The organism is Mycobacterium sp. (assembly GCF_035499775.1).
Lineage (GTDB): Bacteria > Actinomycetota > Actinomycetes > Mycobacteriales > Mycobacteriaceae > Mycobacterium.
In genome coordinates this window covers 12,863-33,084 of record NZ_DATJYB010000469.1, presented here as the reverse complement: position 1 = coordinate 33,084, position 20,222 = coordinate 12,863, and the positions used below count along the sequence as shown (strand labels likewise).

General features: G+C 66.7%; 19 protein-coding genes and 2 pseudogenes. 14 read left to right on the top strand and 7 right to left on the bottom strand.

Features of this window, described 5'->3' with window-relative positions:
- A partial coding sequence (locus VML93_RS29210) for a hypothetical protein (RefSeq protein ID WP_325615830.1) occupies nt 1-268 on the bottom strand: 268 nt, incomplete at its 3' end.
- A gap of 116 nt (nt 269-384) precedes the next feature.
- Here VML93_RS29210 and holA point away from each other — a divergent pair.
- Entirely contained in the window at nt 385-1,332 is a 948-nt protein-coding gene (gene holA, locus VML93_RS29205; RefSeq protein WP_325615835.1) for a DNA polymerase III subunit delta, read from the top strand.
- 4 nt (nt 1,333-1,336) lie between these two features.
- Here holA and rpsT read toward each other — a convergent pair whose 3' ends face one another.
- Nucleotides 1,337-1,600, bottom strand: coding sequence for a 30S ribosomal protein S20 (rpsT, locus tag VML93_RS29200; protein WP_325615828.1), 264 nt, complete (start codon nt 1,598-1,600; stop codon nt 1,337-1,339).
- A 168-nt stretch (nt 1,601-1,768) separates the two neighbouring features.
- On the opposite strand from rpsT, the gene VML93_RS29195 reads away from it, so the two are divergent.
- The 3 genes from VML93_RS29195 to VML93_RS29185 are packed head-to-tail and all read left to right on the top strand — an operon-like array spanning nt 1,769 to nt 5,264.
- Entirely contained in the window at nt 1,769-3,448 is a 1,680-nt protein-coding gene (locus tag VML93_RS29195; protein WP_325615826.1) for a circularly permuted type 2 ATP-grasp protein, read from the top strand.
- Nucleotides 3,448-4,425 carry an alpha-E domain-containing protein gene (locus VML93_RS29190; protein WP_325615825.1) on the top strand — a complete coding sequence of 326 codons (978 nt, stop codon included), beginning with the start codon at nt 3,448-3,450 and terminating at the stop codon, nt 4,423-4,425. Before VML93_RS29195 ends, VML93_RS29190 begins: the two co-directional genes overlap by 1 nt.
- Entirely contained in the window at nt 4,425-5,264 is an 840-nt protein-coding gene (locus tag VML93_RS29185) for a transglutaminase family protein (RefSeq protein WP_325615824.1), read from the top strand. Before VML93_RS29190 ends, VML93_RS29185 begins: the two co-directional genes overlap by 1 nt.
- A gap of 15 nt (nt 5,265-5,279) precedes the next feature.
- On the opposite strand, the pseudogene VML93_RS29180 reads toward VML93_RS29185, so the two are convergent.
- Nucleotides 5,280-5,706, bottom strand: a pseudogene (locus VML93_RS29180) (PE family protein); the annotation flags it as partial.
- A gap of 137 nt (nt 5,707-5,843) precedes the next feature.
- On the opposite strand from VML93_RS29180, the gene VML93_RS29175 reads away from it, so the two are divergent.
- On the top strand, nt 5,844-6,401 hold the full coding sequence (locus tag VML93_RS29175; RefSeq protein WP_414686479.1) for a hypothetical protein: 558 nt from the start codon (nt 5,844-5,846) through the stop codon (nt 6,399-6,401).
- Here the strand turns inward: VML93_RS29175 and VML93_RS29170 are convergent.
- Complete coding sequence (locus tag VML93_RS29170) at nt 6,369-7,211, bottom strand: ribonuclease Z (RefSeq protein ID WP_325615817.1); 843 nt, start codon at nt 7,209-7,211, stop codon at nt 6,369-6,371. The genes VML93_RS29175 and VML93_RS29170 overlap by 33 nt on opposite strands.
- A gap of 128 nt (nt 7,212-7,339) precedes the next feature.
- On the opposite strand from VML93_RS29170, the gene VML93_RS29165 reads away from it, so the two are divergent.
- Nucleotides 7,340-7,768: a CBS domain-containing protein gene (locus tag VML93_RS29165; RefSeq protein ID WP_325615815.1), complete on the top strand. Its 429-nt coding sequence runs from the start codon at nt 7,340-7,342 to the stop codon at nt 7,766-7,768.
- 89 nt (nt 7,769-7,857) lie between these two features.
- On the opposite strand, the gene VML93_RS29160 is transcribed toward VML93_RS29165, so the two are convergent.
- Nucleotides 7,858-8,460 carry a type II toxin-antitoxin system PemK/MazF family toxin gene (locus VML93_RS29160; protein ID WP_325615813.1) on the bottom strand — a complete coding sequence of 201 codons (603 nt, stop codon included), beginning with the start codon at nt 8,458-8,460 and terminating at the stop codon, nt 7,858-7,860.
- Here VML93_RS29160 and lepA point away from each other — a divergent pair.
- From lepA to VML93_RS29145, 3 genes and pseudogenes are all read left to right on the top strand, one after another.
- Nucleotides 8,454-10,405: pseudogene (gene lepA / locus VML93_RS29155) on the top strand (translation elongation factor 4). The gene VML93_RS29160 and the pseudogene lepA overlap by 7 nt on opposite strands.
- Before the next feature lie 108 nt (nt 10,406-10,513).
- A complete protein-coding gene (locus VML93_RS29150; RefSeq protein ID WP_325615811.1) occupies nt 10,514-11,275 on the top strand; it encodes a sensor domain-containing protein in 762 nt (253 codons plus the stop codon).
- A gap of 132 nt (nt 11,276-11,407) precedes the next feature.
- Complete coding sequence (locus VML93_RS29145) at nt 11,408-12,154, top strand: sensor domain-containing protein (protein ID WP_325615809.1); 747 nt, start codon at nt 11,408-11,410, stop codon at nt 12,152-12,154.
- Between the two features lie 13 nt (nt 12,155-12,167).
- On the opposite strand, the gene VML93_RS29140 is transcribed toward VML93_RS29145, so the two are convergent.
- Together VML93_RS29140 and VML93_RS29135 are read right to left on the bottom strand one after the other, a co-directional pair.
- Nucleotides 12,168-14,219, bottom strand: a complete 2,052-nt coding sequence (locus VML93_RS29140; protein ID WP_325615807.1) for a glycoside hydrolase family 15 protein — start codon at nt 14,217-14,219, stop codon at nt 12,168-12,170.
- A 56-nt stretch (nt 14,220-14,275) separates the two neighbouring features.
- The gene (locus VML93_RS29135; RefSeq protein WP_414686478.1) at nt 14,276-15,463 is read right to left on the bottom strand and encodes an FAD-dependent oxidoreductase; all 1,188 of its coding nucleotides are present in this window, start codon (nt 15,461-15,463) and stop codon (nt 14,276-14,278) included.
- 110 nt (nt 15,464-15,573) lie between these two features.
- On the opposite strand from VML93_RS29135, the gene VML93_RS29130 reads away from it, so the two are divergent.
- From VML93_RS29130 to VML93_RS29110, 5 genes are all read left to right on the top strand, one after another.
- A complete protein-coding gene (locus VML93_RS29130) occupies nt 15,574-15,777 on the top strand; it encodes a hypothetical protein (protein WP_325615801.1) in 204 nt (67 codons plus the stop codon).
- Nucleotides 15,778-16,110: 333 nt separating this feature from the next.
- On the top strand, nt 16,111-17,172 hold the full coding sequence (locus VML93_RS29125) for a sulfate ABC transporter substrate-binding protein (protein WP_414686477.1): 1,062 nt from the start codon (nt 16,111-16,113) through the stop codon (nt 17,170-17,172).
- Complete coding sequence (gene cysT / locus VML93_RS29120) at nt 17,169-18,068, top strand: sulfate ABC transporter permease subunit CysT (RefSeq protein ID WP_325615799.1); 900 nt, start codon at nt 17,169-17,171, stop codon at nt 18,066-18,068. Before VML93_RS29125 ends, cysT begins: the two co-directional genes overlap by 4 nt.
- A complete protein-coding gene (gene cysW, locus VML93_RS29115; protein ID WP_325615797.1) occupies nt 18,065-18,883 on the top strand; it encodes a sulfate ABC transporter permease subunit CysW in 819 nt (272 codons plus the stop codon). The genes cysT and cysW overlap by 4 nt, the downstream gene beginning before the upstream one ends.
- 15 nt (nt 18,884-18,898) lie before the next feature.
- Nucleotides 18,899-19,996 (top strand): sulfate/molybdate ABC transporter ATP-binding protein, encoded by a 1,098-nt coding sequence (locus tag VML93_RS29110; protein ID WP_325615795.1) that lies wholly within the window; start codon nt 18,899-18,901, stop codon nt 19,994-19,996.
- Nucleotides 19,997-20,222: the final 226 nt, after the last annotated feature.

The window sequence follows — 20,222 nt, the reverse complement described above, 5'->3', positions numbered from 1 at the left end:
TACCCGCCCCGGTTTGCGAGAAGGTCGCGATGACCGTGCCGGCCGGCAGATCACAGGAGCTGCCGGTGACGCGCACCGGTGTCTTCGCCGTTTCGCTGTACGTGCCGCCAGTCAGGGTCATCGTGACTGTCGCGGGCGCGCCGTACGTCACGTTCCAGTCGCCGACGATCGGGTCGGCCGCTGCTGAGGCGCCGGGGCCGCTGGAAAAGAGCAGAGCCAGCGCGATCTGCACTACGGGAATGACTCGACCAACCAGATGACGCCACATGCCACATCCGCCTCCAATCAACTCCACATCGGAACGATAGATCCGACCGCTGAGGCGTCGAAAAGCAGCCCGTCAGACCCACGTGACACGATCGTGGGGTGAGCGAGCTTTCGCCGTTGCACCTGGTCCTGGGAGACGAGGAACTGCTGGTCGAGCGGGCGGTGTCCGACGTGCTGAAATCGGCCCGCAAGCGGGCCGGTTCGGACGGCGTGCCCGTCAACCGCATGCGGGCCGGCGATGTCACCACCTACGAGCTGGCCGAACTGCTGAGCCCGTCGCTGTTCGCCGACGAGCGGATCGTCGTGCTGGAGGCCGCTGGAGAAGCGGGCAAGGACGCCGCAACGCTGATCGCGTCGTCGGCCGCCGACATCCCGCCGGGCACCGTGCTGGTGGTGGTGCACTCGGGCGGGGGCCGCGCAAAAGCACTGGCCGGCCAGCTGCAGAAGCTCGGCGCCGAGGTGCACCAATGCGCGAAGATCACCAGGGCCGGCGAGCGCGTCGACTTCGTGCGCAAGGAGTTCCGTTCGCTGCGCGTCAAGGTCGACGACGAGACGGTGACCGCGCTGCTCGACGCCGTCGGCTCCGACGTGCGCGAACTCGCCTCGGCGTGTTCCCAGCTGGTCGCCGACACCGGCGGTGACGTCGACGCCGAGGCGGTGCGCCGCTACCACAGCGGCAAAGCCGAGGTGAAGGGTTTTGACATCGCCGACAAGGCCGTGGCCGGCGACGTCGAAGGAGCCGCCGAAGCGCTGCGCTGGGCGATGATGCGCGGCGAACCGCTGGTGGTGCTGGCCGACGCGCTGGCCGAAGCCATCCACGCCATCGGCCGGGTGGGTCCGCTGTCCGGCGACCCCTACCGGCTGGCGTCCCAGGTCGGGATGCCGCCCTGGCGGGTGCAGAAGGCCCAGAAACAGGCCCGACGCTGGTCGCGCGACTCGGTGGCGACCGCGATGAAAGTGGTGGCGGAACTCAACGCCAACGTCAAGGGCGCCGTCGTGGACGCCGACTACGCCCTGGAATCAGCAGTCAGAAAGGTCGCTGAGCTGGCCGCACACCGCAGCTGACGCGTCAGCCGAGCTTGTTGAGGGTCTGTGCCAGCGCCGACTTCTTGTTGGCCGCCTGGTTCTTGTGGATCACGCCCTTGCTGGCCGCCTTGTCCAGCTTGCGGTTGGTGGAGACCAGCAGCTCAGCTGCCTTTTCCTTGTCGCCGTCGTGGGCAGCCTCACGGAACGCGCGGACAGCGGTACGAAGCGAGGACTTCACCGACTTGTTGCGCAGTCGGGCGCGCTCGTTTGTGCGGTTGCGCTTCTGCTGCGACTTGATGTTGGCCACGCGTGTATGTTCCTGTCTGTATCCTGCGTCGATTCGGCGTTGATTCGCCGTGTGATCGGGCGCTGTAGTGCCCGTTCGCGACTGCCCAGGTTATCAGTCGGTTACGTTTTCCCCCAAAAAGGGAACCCGTCGCCTGCCCCAACGCCGATTTGAGGCAGCATTTGAAAAGTGAGCCTTACGAACCAACTTGAGGAGACCCGGCAGCGGTCGCGCGGCTCTGCGCAGCCCTATGCGCGTTCTGAACGCATTTTCGGCGGATACAACACGTCGGACTCCTATTCGATGGCATTCGATGAGATGTTCGACGCCCAGGGCAGTGTCCGCGGCCCGTACAAGGGCATTTACGCCGAACTCGCTCCGACGGACGCCTCAGAGCTCAAGGGCCGGGCCGACGCGCTGGGCCGCGCATTCATCGACCAGGGCATCACGTTCTCGCTGTCGGGCCAGGAGCGGCCATTTCCGCTCGACCTGGTTCCCCGGGTCATCTCGGCAGCCGAATGGAGCAGGCTGGAGCGCGGCATCACCCAGCGCGTCAAAGCCCTCGAGATGTACCTCGACGACATCTACGGCGACCAGGAGATCCTGCGCGACGGCGTGATACCGCGCCGGCTGGTGACCTCCTGTGAGCACTTCCACCGCGAGGCCATGGGCATCGTGCCCCCCAACGGCGTGCGAATCCATGTCGCCGGCATCGACCTGATCCGCGACGACCGCGGCGACTTCCGGGTGCTCGAGGATAATCTCCGCTCGCCGTCGGGTGTGTCGTACGTGATGGAGAACCGGCGCACCATGGCGCGGGTCTTCCCGAACCTGTTCGCCACCCACCGGGTGCGAACCGTCGACGACTACTCCTCGCACCTGCTGCGGGCGTTGCGCAACTCGGCGGCCACCAACGAGGCCGACCCCACCGTGGTGGTGCTCACCCCGGGCGTCCACAACTCGGCCTACTTCGAGCACTCGCTGCTCGCCCGCCAGATGGGTGTCGAGCTGGTCGAAGGCCGCGATCTGTTCTGCCGCGACAACCAGGTGTACATGCGCACCACCGAGGGGGAGCGCCAGGTCGACGTCATCTACCGGCGGATCGACGACGCCTTCCTGGACCCGCTGCAGTTCCGGGCCGACTCCGTGCTCGGCGTGGCCGGTCTGGTCAACGCCGCCCGCGCCGGCAACGTCGTCATCTCCAGCGCGATCGGCAACGGCGTCGGCGACGACAAACTCGTCTACACCTACGTCCCGACGATGATCGAGTACTACCTCGGCGAGAAACCGATGCTGGCCAACGTCGATACCTTCCGGTGCTGGCTGGACGACGAGCGCGACGAGGTGTTGGACCGGATCCGTGAGTTGGTGATCAAGCCGGTGGAGGGATCCGGCGGCTACGGCATCGTGTTCGGCCCGGAAGCCTCCGAGAAGGAACTGGCCGCGATCAGCAAGAAAATCCGCGAGGACCCGCGCAGCTGGATCGCCCAGCCGATGATGGAGCTGTCGACCGTGCCGACCCGGATCGCAGGTTCGCTGGCGCCGCGCTACGTCGACCTGAGGCCGTTCGCGGTCAACGACGGCAACGACGTGTGGGTGCTGCCCGGCGGGCTGACGCGGGTGGCCCTGGTGGAGGGCTCGCGGGTGGTCAACTCCAGCCAGGGCGGCGGGTCCAAGGACACCTGGGTGCTGGCGGGCCGCACTTCGGTGGCCGAGCGTGAGCTGGGACGCGCCAAGGTGGTGCGCTCACTGCCGCGGCCCGTGCCCGAACAGAAGCCGGATCCTGCGCGGGCCACACCGAAGCAACCGAAGCTGCAGCCGCAGGACGAGCAACCCAAACAGCAACAACAGCAGAAAGCGATCGACTGATGCTCGCCCGTAACGCCGAAGCCCTGTACTGGATCGGCCGCTACGTCGAGCGCGCCGACGACACCGCCCGCATCCTCGACGTCGCCGTGCATCAATTGCTGGAGGATTCCAGCGTCGACCCCGACCAGGCCTCCCGACTGCTGCTGAAGGTGCTCGGTATCGAGCCCCCCGACGAGCAATTGGACGTGTGGTCGTTGACGGACCTGGTGGCTTTCAACCCCAACACCGAGGGCGGCTGTTCGATCGTCGACGCGATCTCGGCGGCGCGCGAAAACGCAAGGTCGGCAAGGGAAGTCACCTCCAGCGAGACCTGGGAGTGCATCAACACCACCTACCACGCGCTTCCGGAGCGCGAACGCGCCGCCAAACGCCTTGGGCCGCATGAGTTTCTGTCGTTCATCGAGGGTCGCGCGGCGATGTTCGCGGGCCTGGCGGACACGACGCTGTCCCGGGACGACGGATACCGTTTCATGGTGCTGGGCCGTGCGATCGAGCGGGTCGACATGACGGTGCGGCTGTTGCTGTCCCGGGTGGGGGACAGCGCGTCGTCGCCGGCGTGGGTGACACTGCTGCGTTCGGCGGGTGCGCACGACACGTACCTGCGGACTTACCGTGGTGTGCTGGACGCGGAGCGGGTCGTCGAGTTCATGATGCTCGACCGGCTGTTCCCGCGCTCGGTCTACTACTCGCTGAAGCTGGCCGAACACAACGTCGACGAGTTGCTGCACAATCCGCAGAGCCGGATCGGCGCCACCACCGAAGCGCAGCGGTTGCTCGGGCAGGCCCGCAGCGAGCTGGAATTCGTCCAACCCGGCGTACTGCTGGAATCGCTGGAGAACCGCCTGGCCGGTCTGCAGAAAACCTGCAGCGACGTCGGAGAAGCGTTGGCGCTGAAGTACTTCCACGCCGCACCGTGGGTCGCGTGGACGGATGCTCGCGAGCGCGGCGACCTGGTGCAGAGCCAAGGAGAATCCTGATGTGGCGCTTGCGGGTGGTGCACACCACCGGATACGCCTACAAGTCGCCGGTGACCGCGTCTTACAACGAAGCCCGGCTGACACCGACGTCCAACAATCGCCAGAACGTCGTCCTCAACCGCGTCGAAACCATCCCGGCCACCCGGTCCTACCGCTACGCCGACTACTGGGGCACCGCCGTCACGGCTTTCGACCTGCACGCGCCGCACACCGAACTGACCGTGACATCCGCGTCGGTCGTCGAAACCGAACGCCCGGAACCGCCGACGGCCAAGACCAGCTGGGAAGAACTGCAATCGATGGCGGTGATCGATCGGTTCGACGAGGTGCTGCGCCCCACCGCCTACACGCCGACCAGCAAACGCGTTGCCTCCGTGGGCAAGCGGATCACGAAGTATCACGATCCCCGGGAAGCCGTTGTCGCCGCGGCCAAGTGGGCACGCAGCGAGCTGGACTACCTTCCGGGCACCACCGGTGTGCACTCGTCCGGGCTGGACGCGCTGGAACAGGGCAAGGGCGTCTGTCAGGATTTCGCGCACCTTACGCTGATCCTGTTGCGCAGCATGGGAATTCCCGGACGGTATGTGTCGGGGTATCTGCACCCCAAGCGGGAAGCCGTTGTCAACAAGACTGTCGACGGTCGCAGCCACGCCTGGATCCAAGCCTGGACCGGCAGTTGGTGGAATTACGACCCCACCAATGACACCGAAATCACCGAGCAGTACGTCAGTGTCGGCGTCGGCCGCGACTATGCCGACGTGTCCCCGCTGAAGGGCATCTACTCCGGTCAGGGAGCGACGGACCTCGACGTGATCGTGGAGATCACCCGACTGGCCTGACTAAGACCCGAGATGGCCGCGTTCGCCCCCGTTGCCGAGCAGCAAGCCGGCTCGCCCGCCGGCCCCGCCGACGGCCGGCGGCGGCGCCTTGGCCGATCAGCGGGCGGCCCAGCGACAGCTCCGTGGGCGCGTTGACGAGGTCCAGCAGGGTCTGCTGGACGTTGGCGGCCTCGGTGCGGGCGTAGGAGCCGCCGCCCGCCAGCAGGGTTTGCACGAACGCGTCGTGAAACGCCGCAGCCTCGGCACCGAGGGCTTGATACCTTCGCGCGTGCGCGCCGAACAGCCCCGCGAGCTGCGCCGACACCTCGTCGCCGGCGGCCGCCGCCACGTTGGTCGTCCGGGCTGCGGCGGCGGCATTGGCCTCGTCGATCGCCGAACCGATGCCCGCCAGATCGCCGGCCGCCACCGTGACCGCCTGCGGCGCCGCGGTGACAAACGACATGCACGGAGCGTAGGCCGAATATTGTTCAGGTTGTGCACGATTCGCGGCCTCGGCGCAGACGGACCCGACCGTCGCTGCTGTTGCTGTCGGTGCTCTGCGTGGGGCTGCTGTTCGGCGGACTCGGGATCGGGGTCGCGCTGGGCGGGGTGATGCCGCTGCCCTACGGGCCGGTGACGGCAATCCAGCAGTATGTGCGCACCCAGCCGGTCGCGGTGCAGGTGCTGGCCGTCACGATGTTCGCGTCGTCGGTGCCGCTGGCCGGCTACGCGGCGACGGCCAGCGCCCGGCTGCGTCAGCTGGACGCGACCGGGCCACGCCCGACGATCGCGCTGACCGGCGGCATCCTGGCGGCCGGGTCGCTGGCGCTGGCCGGTCTGGTGGGCTGGACGCTGTCGCGGCCGGAGGTCAGCGCGGACACCGCGCTGGTTCGGGCGATCTACACCTTGGTGTTCCTGCTCGGCGGACCGGCGCACATCGTCGCGCTGGGGGTGCTGATCGCCGGTATCGCGGTGCTGACGCCGAAACCGACAGCGCGGATCGGCCTGGTGATTGCGGCCCTCGCCGAATTGGCGACGCTGGTGTTGGTCTGGCCGCCGCTCGGTGTGATCCTGCCGATCGCGCGAGTCTGCGCGCTGGCATGGCTGGTGGTGGCCGGCGCGGCACTAGGGTCGCGCGACGACCTCCACCCGGTGTAGGTCGTCGCCGAGTTCGATCTGCCCACCGAACTCGGATGCGGCCAGCGCTCGCCACTGCTCCTCTTGCCCTGGCTCGATGGCCGGCACGTAGTGCGTCATGACCAGGGTGCCCACGCCCGCACGGGCCGCGGTCGCGGCCGCTTCCTGCACCGACGAGTGGTAATCGCAGACGTCCTTGACGCGCTGCTGCGGAACGTGGGTCAGGATGTCCTTGCGGATCACGGTGTGGACCAGCGCGTCCGCTCCACGGGCCAGCTCGTCCAGGCTGGCGCAGGGCACGGTGTCGCCGGCCAGCACCACCGCGGCGCCGTCGGCTTCGACGCGGAACCCGATGGTGGGCGCAACCGGGCGGTGATCGGTGGGAGCCACTTGGATCGTCACGCCGTCGCGGTCCCAGACCTGGCCTTCGGTGTGTTCGTGGACCTCGATCGGCGGCGGTGCGTTCAGGTCGGCGTGATGGGCGATCCGGTAGCCGATGTCGTGGCCGAACGCCTTCAGCGTGGCCGCTACCGTCTCGGCGGTGCCCGGCGGCCCGATGATCTGCAGCGGCTGGGGATCAGGGGCGAAGTTCGTGACCCAGCTCGTGATCAGCACGTCGCCGAGTTCGGCGATGTGGTCGCTGTGCAGGTGGGTGAGCAGCAGGGCCGACAAGCCGGCGGCACCGACGCCGACCGCCGCCGCGCGCTGCAACACGCCGCGACCGCAGTCCACCAGGAACACCTGCCCGCCGGCCCGCACCAGGGTCGACGGCCCGGCCCGGTTGGGGTCGGGGATGGGGCTGCCGGTTCCGAGCAGGGTGACCTCGATCATGAGGCTCATCCTTGCAAGGACGGTGACGACACGGCCGCTATTGGCTACGTGTTGTCTTGCTGGCTTTCCCGCCGCGCTGGTTAGCCGTAGCCTGGTGTGAAGCAGCTCACAACCGGCGGGAGGCCTTAATGCGGATTGCGGACGTCTTGCGGAACAAGGGTGCGGCGGTGACCACGATCAACCCCGACGCGACCGTCCGTGAACTGCTGGCCGGCCTGGCCGAGCAGAATATCGGCGCCATGGTGGTGATGGGCGCCGAAGGCGTCGTCGGCATCGTCTCGGAACGTGACGTCGTGCGCGAGCTGCATTCGCACGGCGCCAGCGTGCTGTCGCGCCCGGTGTCCAAGATCATGACCAGCGCGGTTGCCACCTGCACCAAAGCCGACACGGTTGACAGCATCAGCGTGTTGATGACCAAGAACCGGGTGCGGCATGTGCCGGTGCTCGACGGCAAGAAGCTGATCGGCATCGTCAGCATCGGTGACGTGGTGAAGACCCGAATGGAAGAACTCGAGGCCGAGCAACGGCAGCTGCAGTCCTACATCACTCAGGGCTGACCGGCTGGGCGCGGGTCGAGACTGAATCCAGGGCTATCCGCGGGCGGGTTCGCACGCTCTCAGCGCAGTCTCGATGGCACCCACGGCTCCTAGCGCCAGGAGTACTCCCTACGCAGCCGCGCGGCGACCACATCGAAAATCTCGCGCTCCAGGATCGCGCCCTCTCGGCGAATGCTCTCCTCGGGCACGTCGAGCACCCGGTCCAGCCGGACCCAGCTTTCCCGGCCCTCGTAATCCCAGTTGCCAGAACCGATCCCGACCCAGTCCCGCTCGCCGGCATGATGCTCCTGACTGGACACCACCAGCCCGAGCAGGACGCTGCGGTCGCGACCCACGACCAGGACAGGCCGATCTTTGCCGCGGGTCGGATCTTCCTCGTAGACCACCCACGTCCAGACGATCTCCCCGGGATCGGCCCGACCGTCCAGGTTCGGGGCGTAGACGAGCTTGCGGGCCCGTTGCGCGGTCGGAAAGCTGGTCTTGCTGACCGGCCGGCCCGCGGTGATCTCGGCCGGTGGTGGCGGTGCGACGGCGGCGATGACGTTGGCGGTGATCTTGACGACTTGCTGGATCTCCCGCAGCACGGCCTGCGAGTTCTGCACATGACGGGCGAGCCTCGGGGCCCGGCTGGACACCAGGTTCTCCGCGAACTCCTGCAACGTCTTCCACTGTGACTTGCGAGCGGATGACATATTCGCAGCATAGACGTGAGCGGCCGGGTGCAGTTGTCACGCAGTGTGTCCCAGTACGCTGGACGTGCCTTAAGCATCGTCAGCCCAGGAGATTCCCATCAGCAGTTTCGCCGACAAGACCTTCACCGCGCCGGCGCAGATTCGGAACTTCTGCATCATCGCTCACATCGATCACGGCAAGTCCACGCTGGCGGATCGGATGCTGCAGCTCACCGGCGTCGTCGATGAGCGGTCGATGCGGGCCCAGTACCTGGACCGGATGGACATCGAGCGGGAGCGCGGGATCACCATCAAGGCGCAGAATGTGCGGCTGCCCTGGGCGGTGGATGGCGTCGACCACGTCTTGCACCTGATCGATACGCCGGGCCATGTCGACTTCACCTACGAGGTGTCGCGCGCGCTGGAGGCCTGCGAGGGCGCAGTGTTGCTGGTCGACGCCGCCCAGGGCATCGAGGCGCAGACCCTGGCGAACCTCTACCTGGCGCTGGACCGCGACCTGCACATTATTCCGGTGCTCAACAAGATCGACCTGCCCGCCGCCGATCCGGACCGCTACGCGGGTGAGATTGCCCACATCATCGGCTGCGAGCCGGGCGACGTGTTGCGCGTGTCCGGCAAAACCGGGGAGGGCGTCGCCGACCTGCTCGACCACGTCGTGCGGGAGGTGCCGCACCCGCAAGGCGACGCGGACGCACCCACCCGCGCGATGATCTTCGACTCCGTCTACGACATCTATCGCGGCGTGGTGACCTACGTCCGCGTGGTCGACGGCAAGATCAGACCGCGCGAACGCATCGCGATGATGTCCACCGGCGCCACCCACGAACTGCTCGAGGTCGGCATCGTCTCGCCCGAACCCAAACCCAGCGAGGGCCTGGGGGTGGGGGAGGTGGGTTATCTGATCACCGGCGTCAAAGACGTCCGCCAGTCAAAAGTCGGCGACACGCTGACGACGGCCCGCCACGGCGCCAAGGAGGCGCTGACGGGCTACCGCGAACCCAAGCCGATGGTCTATTCGGGGCTGTATCCGGTGGACGGCAGCGACTACCCCAACCTGCGCGACGCCCTGGACAAGCTGCAACTCAACGACGCGGCCCTGACCTACGAGCCGGAGACCTCGGTCGCGCTGGGCTTCGGGTTCCGGTGTGGCTTCCTGGGCCTGCTGCACATGGAGATCACCCGCGAGCGCCTGGAGCGCGAGTTCGACCTGGACCTGATCTCGACGTCGCCGAACGTCGTCTACCGAGTCGTCTTAGAAGGAGGGGCGGGTGACTCGATAATCGTGACCAACCCGTCGGACTGGCCCGAAGGCAAAATCCGCACGGTCTACGAGCCCGTCGTGAAGACCACCATCATCGCGCCCAGCGAATTCATCGGCACCATCATGGAACTATGCCAGTCGCGCCGCGGCGAGCTCGGTGGCATGGACTACCTGTCGCCCGAGCGGGTCGAGCTGCGTTACCGCATGCCGCTCGGCGAGATCATCTTCGACTTCTTCGACTCACTGAAGTCGCGTACCCGCGGCTACGCCAGCCTCGACTACGAGGACGACGGCGAGCAGGAGGCTGAACTGGTCAAGGTCGACATCCTGCTGCAGGGCGAGGCCGTCGACGCGTTCAGCGCGATCGTGCACAAAGACGGGGCGTCGGCGTACGGCAACAAGATGACCACCAAGCTCAAAGAACTGATCCCGCGCCAGCAGTTCGAGGTGCCGGTTCAGGCGGCTATCGGGTCGAAAATCATTGCGCGAGAGAACATTCGCGCGATCCGCAAGGACGTGCTGTCGAAGTGCTACGGCGGCGACATCACCCGTAAGCGCAAACTTCTGGAAAAGCAGAAGGAAGGCAAGAAGCGGATGAAGACGATCGGGCGGGTCGAGGTGCCACAGGAAGCGTTCGTCGCCGCGTTGTCCACCGATGCCGGCGGGGACAAGGGCAAGAAATAGCGACGAGCCGGTAAGGCAAATCCCAACACTATCGACATCGCGCACGCCATGATGGACAAAGTCAGCGCCTCGAGCTGACTTTTGACCCCGGAAGGCGGCCGGCGCGAATTGAACAGAACCTGGTTCGTCATCGCCTGGCTGTCGGTCGTCACGCTGGCCACCGGTTGCACGACGGTGATGGCCGGCACCGCGCGCCCGGTGCCGAACATCAAGCCACGGCCGCTCAGCGGCGACACCGTCAAGCAGGTGCTGCTCGACGCGGCCGCGCTGTCGAAGATTCTGCACCAGCGGTTTGAAGAGAAGCCCGAGTGGCCGTCGGCGTTCGGGGGAGCCGAACAATTACAGGCAGTGGGAGAGGTCACCGCCCCCGACTGCGTCGGCGCCACGACGATGACAGAGCCGCGCCCCTACCAGTCGGCAAACGTGCAAAAAGTTGCCCGCCAGCATTGGTGGGCCATCGTCACCGCGTCGGCGAAGGTGCTCAAGGTGTCCGAGGCCGTGGTCGCCTTACCCACGGCTGCCGAGGCCACGGCCCTGTTCGGGAAGTTCTCTGCGCAGTGGGACAAATGCCAAGGTCAGACCGTGACCACCGCGCCCGGCCACGTCGTCTTCTCGGACAAGATCAGCGATGTACATGTCGCCGATTCCGTTCTCGCGGGAACCCTTCTTCACGAGATACGGGTGTCCGGCTTTCCGCCCAGCCCAAATCATGTGGCGCGGGCCATCGGTGTCCGGGTGAATTGCCTCGTCGAGCTTTACGTCGACTTCTTCGAACTGCCCAACTCGCCAGATGAAGGTGGAGACAACGTGGGCACCACTGCCATCGACCTTGCGCACGTAATGATGGACAAGGTCAGCACCCTGAGCTGAGCGTCCGCCGGGCCGCCACCGCTCCCAGCGAATTCAAAGGTGGCGTTACAGGCCATTGCCAACCATTTGGTGGAAAGTGGTTCGTCATGGACAACCTGTCGCCCGCCTCGGTGGCGGCGGGGAAAGGGCAAGATGCGAGTCGGCGCGGCGCGGGCAGTTGCGTTGCTGAGCGTCGGACTGCTGGTCGCCGGCTGCACCGCGATCACCGGCGGCAAAGCGCAGCCGGCGTCGCGGCTGACAACACTGACCGGACCAGCGATCAGGCGGGCGCTGGTCGGTGACCGGACGCTGTCGCGAATCCTCCAACAGCCCTTCATGATTGACGATCGCCGCCCGCCCCGCTATGGCGGCCCGGAGACCCTGCAGGACTTTGAGTCGCCCGCTCCCGTCGGCTGCCTCGGCGTGGCGGAGATGCTGCATCACAGCGTCTACCTGCCCGGCAAGGTGAACGACGTCGCGGTCGAAACCTGGCGGCACGCTGCCACGCCCACGAAGGTGACCAGCGTCAAGGAAGGCGTCGTCAGCTTGCCCAGCGAGGCGGACGCCTACGCGCTTTTCTCGAGATTCGCCCAGCAGTGGCAACGATGCGACGGTCAGTCGGTGGTCTTACCGGACCGCGTGCTGCGACTCAAGGCCAAGATCGCGAACATCCAAGTCGCCCCGGCGGTGCTCGCGGGAAATGTCTGGATCGGGTTCGACGCACCCGGGGACACGACGTCTATTCCTGCCGGGCGAGCTCTCGGTGTGCGGGGCAATTGCCTGGTCGAGGTCGAGGTCGACTTCTTCAATGCGTCGAATCGGTCGATGCAGGGGTCGGGCATCATCAACGCCACCGCAGTCGACATCGCCCGCGCCATGATGGACAAAGTCAGCCCGTGAGCTGACCCTTCGGCTACACCGGTGCGTTGGCGGGCTGGAACGTGCCGGAGCTGTCGGCTTCCTCCTCGGCCCGGATCACGTGGACGACCGCGTTGATCAACGCCAGGTGGGTGAACGCCTGCGGGAAATTCCCCAGGTGCCGGCCGGTTCGCGGCTCGATCTCCTCGGCGTAGAGGTGCAGCGGGCTGGCGTAGGCCAGCAGCCGCTCGCACAGCCGCTTGGCGCGGGCCACCTCGCCGATTTCGACCAGCGCCGACACCAGCCAGAACGAGCAGATGGTGAACGTGCCTTCCTCACCCGTCAGCCCGTCGTCGGTCTCCTCCACCCGGTACCGCAGCACCAGGCCTTCCTCGGTGAGTTCGTCGGCGATGGCCAGCACCGTGTTGCGCACGCGCGGATCGTCGGGCGGCAGGAATCGCGTCAGCACCGCAAGCAGCAGCGAGGCGTCCAGTGCGTCGTCGCCGTAGCGCTGAGTCAAGACGCCCCGCGAGTCCACCCCGTGCTCCAGGATGTCGGTCTTGATCTGCTCCGCGATCTGCCGCCACTGCTGGGCGTAGCTGGTTTCGCCTTGGCGCTCGGCCAGTTTGGCTCCGCGGTCCAGCGCCACCCAGCACATCACCTTCGACGAGGTGAAGTGTCGCGGCTCCCCACGCACCTCCCAGATTCCGCGGTCGGGCTCGCGCCAGTGCTTGATCGCCTCTTCCACCTGCTTCTTCAGCACCGGCCACAGGGTCGCCGGGACCTGCTCGCGGGATTTGGCGTGCAGGTAGAAGGAGTCCAGGATCGAGCCCCAGATGTCGTGCTGGTCCTGGTTGTAGGCGCCGTTGCCGATGCGCACCGGGCGCGCATGGTCGTAGCCGGACAGGTGGTTCAGATCCTCCTCGACCAGGCTGCGCTCACCACCCACGCCGTACATGACCTGTAGCGGATGGCGTTCGTTGCTGTTGGCCCCGGAGACGTCGGCGATGAACGCGAAGAAGTCGTCGGCCTCGCGGTCCAGTCCCAGGGTGTAGAGCCCCCACAGCGCGAAGGTGGAGTCGCGAATCCAGGCGTAGCGGTAGTCCCAGTTACGTTCGCCCCGTGGCGTTTCCGGAAGCGACGTGGTGCTGGCCGCCAAGAGCGCGCCGGTGGGCGAGTAAGTCAGCCCTTTCAGCGTGAGCGCGCTGCGCTGCAGGTATGCCCGCCACGGGTGGTCGGGGAAGTTGCCGATGTTGATCCATTGCCGCCAGCACTCGGTGGTCTGCCACATCTTGTCGGCGGCCTCTTCGTAGGTCTGCGGCGCCGGGTGCTTGGTCCAGCTCAGCGCGACGAACACATCGTCGCCCTCTTTCATTCGGGTCCGCGCGCGCGCTTCCCGGCCTTCCAGCCCGATATTGAGATTGGTGGTGAGCCGCAGCGTCGGATGGGCGTCCGGTTGCTTGCTGGCCCGCGCGATCGCCTCGCCGTAGGCGTTGGCCGAGTATTCCCAGGTGGCCCCGATGCGGTGGTAGTCGAAGGCGGGCTCGCAGCCCATCATCAGCTCGACGGTGCCGCTGACGCAGCGCACCGTGCGCAGCAGGATGTGCTCGGCGTCCCAGTCCATCGGGGTGCGCCGGTGGGTGCGCGATCGGCGCTCGATGTCATGCCACGGTCCCATCACCAGTGCGTCGCGCACGATCACCCACCCGGTGTGGGTCTGCCAGGTGGTCTCCATGATCAGGCTGCCGGGCAGGTAGCGCCGCGCCGACGGCACCGAGACGCCGTAGGGCCCCAGCCGGAAGTGGCCGGCGCTGCGATCCAGGATCGCGCCGAACACACTCGGCGAGTCCGGACGGGGCACGCACAGCCACTCCACCGAACCCGCCGGGGAAATCAGGCAGGTCGTCTCCCAGTCGGACAGGAACGCGTAGTCGGCGATCGGCGGAAACGGGTTGCGCAGCGGTGAGCTGGACGCGAAAACCGCCGGCGCACTGTAATCGAGCGACACGGCATGGCCCGTTGTGAGCACTTGAGTCTCCGGGGCCGCTTCCAACGCGGGGGCTGCTGGGTCGGCAGGTTGGTCGGCGGGCTGGGCGTGCAGAACCATGTCGACATCATCATCTGTCGACCTGCCCGACGTCCATTGTTTGCCCGAGATGCCGGTTAGCCGGCGCGGCGGGCGTATTTGGGTGCGTGCTCGGGGAGCGGGCCGATCGCGATCATGTAGCCGATGAATCGCCGCAGCACCGGCGTTTTGGCCACCAACCGCACGGCTTCTGGCGCTTCCCGGTCTTTCGATTGGTCGTTGCCGCTCACCGCGGCCGCGATCACGTTCGCATGGATCGTCCGTTGTGCCGCCTGCAGAATCGCCGTCGGTACCCAGCGGCGCATCTGGACCCGGGCCAACTGCCGGATGGATACCCGTCCGGTGCGCAGCGGGCCGGCCAGTATCCGTGCGGCGGCGACGGCGTCGGCCACCGCCAGATTGATGCCGACGCCGCCGACCGGCGACATCGCGTGCGCTGCGTCGCCGATGCACAGCACACCGTCCGAGTACCAACGGCGGAGCCGATTGAGTTGCACATCGAGCAGTTTCACGTCGTCGAACGAACTCAACGTGTCGATGCGGTCAGCCAGCCAGGGCACCATGCTGACCAGTACGCGATGCAGCGCCTCGATGCCCTGCGCCCGCATCTCGGTGTCGGCGCCTTTGGGGATGATGTAGGCGATCTGGTAGTAGTCGCCGCGATCGATCAAGATCGCCGCGTGCCCGGCTTGGAACGTGCCGGCCAGTCCGGTCGGGTCGTCGGGCCGGCGCGGTAACCGGAACCACCACACGTCCATCGGCGCGCCGAACGCTCGCGGTATCAGGCCGACCGCCGAGCGCACGACCGACGCGCGGCCGTCGCACGCCACCGTCAGCTCGGCGCGCATCTCTTTGACGCCCGCCGCGTCACGGTAGGTGACGCCGACGATCCGTTTAGTGCGCTCGCCGTCCCTAAGCACACCGGTCACCTCGGTGCTGCGCATCAGCCGGAAGCTGGGTTCCGACTCGGCGGCGGACGCGAGCAGCTCCAGGAAATCCCACTGCGGCACCAGGGCGATGTGCTGATGCGCACCGGGGAGCCGGGTCAGGTCGACAGCCACGGGTTGGCCCTGCAGCTGCATCCGCATGGTGTCGATGAGGCGATGCGGAACCCGTGCGAACCGCGCTCCCAAACCGAGTTCGTCGAGCAGTCGCAGGGTGCTCGCGTGCACCGTGTCGCCGCGAAAATCGCGCAGAAAATCGGCGTGCTTTTCCATCACGGTGACTTTTACTCCGGCGCGGGCCAGCAGCAGGCCGAGCATCATGCCCGCCGGTCCGCCGCCGACGACGAGGCAGGTCGTGTTGTCGGGTGCAGAAGACACCCGCCGATCTTGACACACCGGACTTGTAGTCCCGGGCGACCGCGACCATTAGTGTGAGGCCGGTGAAGGGGTTCCTGAGTTGGTGGGACGGCATCGAGCTGTGGCTTTCGGGGCTCGCCTTCGTGCTGCAGGCCCTGGTGGTTATGCCGGTCGTGCTGGTGCTGGCCTATCTGATGGCGACAGTGCTGGACCGCCTGCTCGGCAAAGGCATTCAGTTGATGCGCCGGGCTCGAAACGCCGACGCGGCGCTTGGGTAACCGGATGCCTCGGTCACACGTGACGTTGGTTCTGGTCACGCTCGTGGTGCTGGTGATCGTCGCGTGGATTCTGACGCACTGAGGGGTCCAGCGAATTCTGTTAGGCTTCGCGCCATGCACGGAGCACCCGGCACTTTGTCGTGCCTTGCTTACGCGCTCGGCTACCGAAATGGGGCCGGGGGGATTCACGCTGTGTTTGACCTGCACTGTTGTCGCTGACTTAATATCCCGTGCGCGGTGCGGCATGGAGTTCGTGAATTCTTTTGCACTTCCAGGCGCCATTCCGTAGCAACGGGATCTCTACACAAGTTCCGCACCGGAAGGCCGCTTCAGATGTTCAAGCCGCAGATGTTCGACATCGGGAGCGCCCGGCGCCGTCGGCGCCCGACCGTGGCGGCCGTCGCACTCACCCTGATCGCCGGCGTCACCGCGGCTTGCCACGGTGGTGCCAGCGACGTCGTCGGCGGCGGCGGGCCGGTGGGCGCGAGCACCAGCATCACCCTGGTCGCCTATTCGGCCCCGGAACCCGGCTGGAGCAAGGTGATCCCCGCGTTCAACGCCTCCGAACAGGGCAAAGGCGTGCAGGTGATCACCTCGTACGGGGCCTCGGGCGACCAGTCCCGAGGTGTGGTGGACGGCAAGCCGGCCGACCTGGTCAACTTCTCGGTCGAACCGGACATCACTCGCCTGATCAAGGCCGGGAAGGTGTCGAAGGACTGGAATACCGACGTCACCGCGGGTATCCCGTTCGGATCGGTGGTGACATTGGTGGTACGCGCGGGTAATCCCAAGAACATCAAAGATTGGGATGACCTGTTGCGGCCGGGTGTGGAGGTCATTACGCCCAGCCCGCTGAGTTCGGGCTCGGCCAAGTGGAATCTGCTTGCGCCCTACGCGGTGAAAAGCGACGGCGGCAGGAATAACCAGGCGGGTATCGACTTTGTGAACAAGTTGGTGAGTGAACACGTCAAATTGCGCCCCGGGTCGGGACGAGAAGCCACGGACGTTTTCGTCCAGGGCAGCGGTGACGTACTGATCAGCTACGAGAACGAGGCGATCGCCACCGAGGGGCAAGGCAAGCGGGTCCAACACATCACCCCGCCCCAGACCTTCAAGATCGAAAATCCGCTGGCGGTGGTGACCACCAGCCCGCACCTTAAGGCCGCGACCGAGTTCAAGAACTTCCAGTACACCGCCGCCGCGCAGAAGCTGTGGGCGCAGGCGGGTTTCCGGCCGGTCGACCCCGCCGTCGCGGCCGAATTCCGCGACCACTTTCCGGCGCCGACGAAGCTGTGGACCATCGCCGACCTCGGCGGCTGGGCCACAGTGGATCCCCAACTGTTCGACAAGACCACCGGCAGCATCACCAAGATCTACTTGCAGGCGACCGGATGACGGAAACTTTTTTGGGCAGTGGCCCCCGACCCGAGGCGATCCGGCCCGAGTTCGACGCCGACGCGCCCCCGCAGCCGTCGGGTGGCACCCGGCTGTCCCGCGGCCGGTCGGGCACTACGTCACTACGCGTCGGTGTGGCGGTGGTGTGGCTTTCGGTGATCGTGCTGTTGCCGCTGGCCGCCATCGCCTGGCAGGCCGCGGGCGGCGGCTGGCATGCCTTCTGGCAGGCGGCCACATCGCATGCCGCGGTCCAGTCGTTCGGGGTGACGCTGACCATTTCGGCCGCGGTCACGGTCCTCAACACGTTCTTCGGCCTGCTGATCGCCTGGGTGCTGGCGCGTGACGACTTCTTCGGCAAGCGGCTCGTCGACGCGATCATCGACCTGCCGTTCGCGCTGCCCACCATCGTCGCCAGCCTGGTGATGCTGGCGCTGTACGGGAACAACAGCCCGGTGGGCCTGCATCTGCAGCACACCTCCTGGGGCGTCGGGGTGGCGTTGGCGTTCGTCACATTGCCATTCGTGGTCCGCGCCGTTCAGCCGGTGCTGCTGGAAATCGATCGCGAGACCGAGGAGGCGGCGGCTTCGCTGGGCGCCAACAACCCCAAGATCTTCACTTCCGTCGTACTGCCCTCGCTGACGCCGGCGTTGTTATCCGGTGCGGGGCTGGCGTTCTCGCGGGCGATCGGCGAGTTCGGCTCGGTGGTGCTGATCGGTGGCGCCGTCCCAGGCAAGACCGAGGTGTCCTCACAGTGGATCCGCACCCTGATCGAGAACGACGACCGCACCGGCGCCGCTGCGATATCCATTGTCCTGCTGTCGATCTCGTTCGTCGTGCTGCTGATCCTGCGCGTCGTCGGCGCGCGTGCCGCCCGGCGTGAGGAGCTGGCCCCGTGAACGTGTCGCCAAGGGTTCGCTACCTCATCCGATTTGTCGCGCTCGGGTATATCTCTGTGCTGCTTATCGTTCCGGTGGCGGTGATTCTGTGGCGCACCTTCCAGCCGGGGTTCAGCCAGTTCTATGCCTGGGTCAGCACGCCGGCGGCGATCTCGGCGCTGCACTTGTCGCTACTTGTCGTGGCCATCGTGGTGCCGCTTAATGTGATCTTCGGTATCCCGACGGCATTGGTGCTCGCGCGCAACAGATTCCGGGGCAAGGGCGTCCTGCAGGCGGTCATCGACCTGCCGTTCGCGGTCTCGCCCGTCATCGTGGGTGTCGCCCTGATCCTGTTGTGGGGATCCGCCGGTGCGCTGGGCTTTGTGGAGAAGGACCTGGGGTTGAAGATCATCTTCGGCCTGCCCGGCATCGTGCTGGCCAGTATTTTCGTCACGTTGCCGTTCGTGGTGCGTGAGGTCGAACCCGTCCTGCACGAATTGGGCACCGACCAGGAAGAAGCCGCGGCGACACTGGGTTCGGGCTGGTGGCAGACGTTCTGGCGAATCACGCTGCCGTCGATCCGGTGGGGCTTGACGTACGGCATCGTGCTGACGGTCGCGCGCACCCTCGGCGAATACGGCGCGGTCATCATCGTGTCCTCCAACCTTCCCGGAACGTCGCAGACGCTGACGCTGCTCGTCTCGGACCGTTACAACCGCGGAGCGGAATACGGGGCATACGCGCTGTCGACGCTGCTGATGACTGTTTCGGTGGTGGTCCTGATCGTCCAGGTGGTTCTCGACGTCCGACGGGCACGAGCGGCCAAGCAGGCCTGACAAGGAGACTTGGAGATGACCGATACCGGCCACGACGCCCAGGCCGAGCACGCCATCGTGGTGCGCGACGCCTACAAGCACTACGGCGACTTCGTCGCTCTGGACCACGTGGACTTCGTGGTGCCCAAGGGGTCACTGACGGCGCTGCTGGGTCCCAGCGGGTCGGGCAAGTCGACCCTGCTGCGCGCGATCGCCGGCCTCGATCAGCCGGACAGCGGCACCGTCACGATCAATCAGCGCGACGTGACCAGGGTGCCGCCCCAGCGCCGCGGGATCGGGTTCGTGTTCCAGCACTATGCCGCGTTCAAGCACCTGACCGTGCGCGACAACGTCGCCTACGGGTTGAAGATCCGCAAGCGGCCGAAGGCCGAGGTCAAGGAGAAGGTGGACAACCTGCTGGAGGTGGTGGGGCTGAGCGGATTTCAGAGCCGCTACCCGAACCAGCTGTCCGGCGGCCAGCGCCAGCGCATGGCGCTGGCCCGCGCGCTGGCCGTCGACCCCGAGGTACTGCTGCTCGACGAGCCGTTCGGTGCGCTGGACGCCAAAGTCCGCGAGGACCTGCGCAGCTGGCTGCGCCGCCTGCATGACGAGGTCCACGTCACCACGGTGCTGGTGACCCACGATCAGGCCGAAGCGCTGGATGTCGCGGATCGCATCGCGGTGCTCAACAAGGGCCGTATCGAACAGGTCGGATCCCCGACCGACGTCTACGACGCCCCGGCGAACGCGTTCGTGATGTCCTTCCTGGGCGCGGTTTCCTCACTGAACGGCGCCCTGGTGCGTCCGCACGACATCCGGGTGGGCCGCCGCCCGGACATGGCGATCGCCGGCGGGGACGGCACCGCGGACTCGATCGGGGTCGTACGTGCCAAGGTCGACCGGGTCGTCGCGCTCGGGTTCGAAGTGCGCGTCGAGTTGACCAGCGCCGCCACCGGGAGCCCCTTCACCGCGCAGATCACCCGCGGTGACGCCGAAGCGCTGGCACTGCGCGACGGCGACACCGTCTACGTGCGTGCCACCCGAGTGCCGCCGGTGGCCGGCAAGACGGCGCGGACCCGTGACGACACGACCGGCGGCGCGGCGTCGGATCAGACGACGCTGACGTCAGCTTGATGAGTGGGAGCGCAGGGCCGCGGCCGTCGCAATCGTCAGGCCGCACACGGTCGTCCCATGGCTTTAGGCGCAGCCTCTATTCGCGACCGGCGGCCCGCCTGAAGATTCTTTTCGCCTATGCTCCGACAATTGCTGTTCCGCGTCGGCGCGGCCTTTAGCTGCTGAGAAATTCTGTTGGCCCGTATTGGGAATTCGGATGGTTTATCGTCGCCGCTGCGGCGGCACC

Coding starts and splice junctions, on each gene's coding strand:
- VML93_RS29190 (WP_325615825.1), top strand. CDS start 3,448: ATGCTCGCCCGTAACGCCGAAGCCCTGTACTGGATCGGCCGCTACGTC.
- VML93_RS29185 (WP_325615824.1), top strand. CDS start 4,425: ATGTGGCGCTTGCGGGTGGTGCACACCACCGGATACGCCTACAAGTCG.
- VML93_RS29170 (WP_325615817.1), bottom strand. CDS start 7,211: ATGATCGAGGTCACCCTGCTCGGAACCGGCAGCCCCATCCCCGACCCC.
- VML93_RS29165 (WP_325615815.1), top strand. CDS start 7,340: ATGCGGATTGCGGACGTCTTGCGGAACAAGGGTGCGGCGGTGACCACG.
- VML93_RS29160 (WP_325615813.1), bottom strand. CDS start 8,460: ATGTCATCCGCTCGCAAGTCACAGTGGAAGACGTTGCAGGAGTTCGCG.
- VML93_RS29145 (WP_325615809.1), top strand. CDS start 11,408: ATGCGAGTCGGCGCGGCGCGGGCAGTTGCGTTGCTGAGCGTCGGACTG.
- VML93_RS29140 (WP_325615807.1), bottom strand. CDS start 14,219: ATGGTTCTGCACGCCCAGCCCGCCGACCAACCTGCCGACCCAGCAGCC.
- VML93_RS29135 (WP_414686478.1), bottom strand. CDS start 15,463: ATGATGCTCGGCCTGCTGCTGGCCCGCGCCGGAGTAAAAGTCACCGTG.
- VML93_RS29125 (WP_414686477.1), top strand. CDS start 16,111: ATGTTCAAGCCGCAGATGTTCGACATCGGGAGCGCCCGGCGCCGTCGG.
- cysT (WP_325615799.1), top strand. CDS start 17,169: ATGACGGAAACTTTTTTGGGCAGTGGCCCCCGACCCGAGGCGATCCGG.
- VML93_RS29110 (WP_325615795.1), top strand. CDS start 18,899: ATGACCGATACCGGCCACGACGCCCAGGCCGAGCACGCCATCGTGGTG.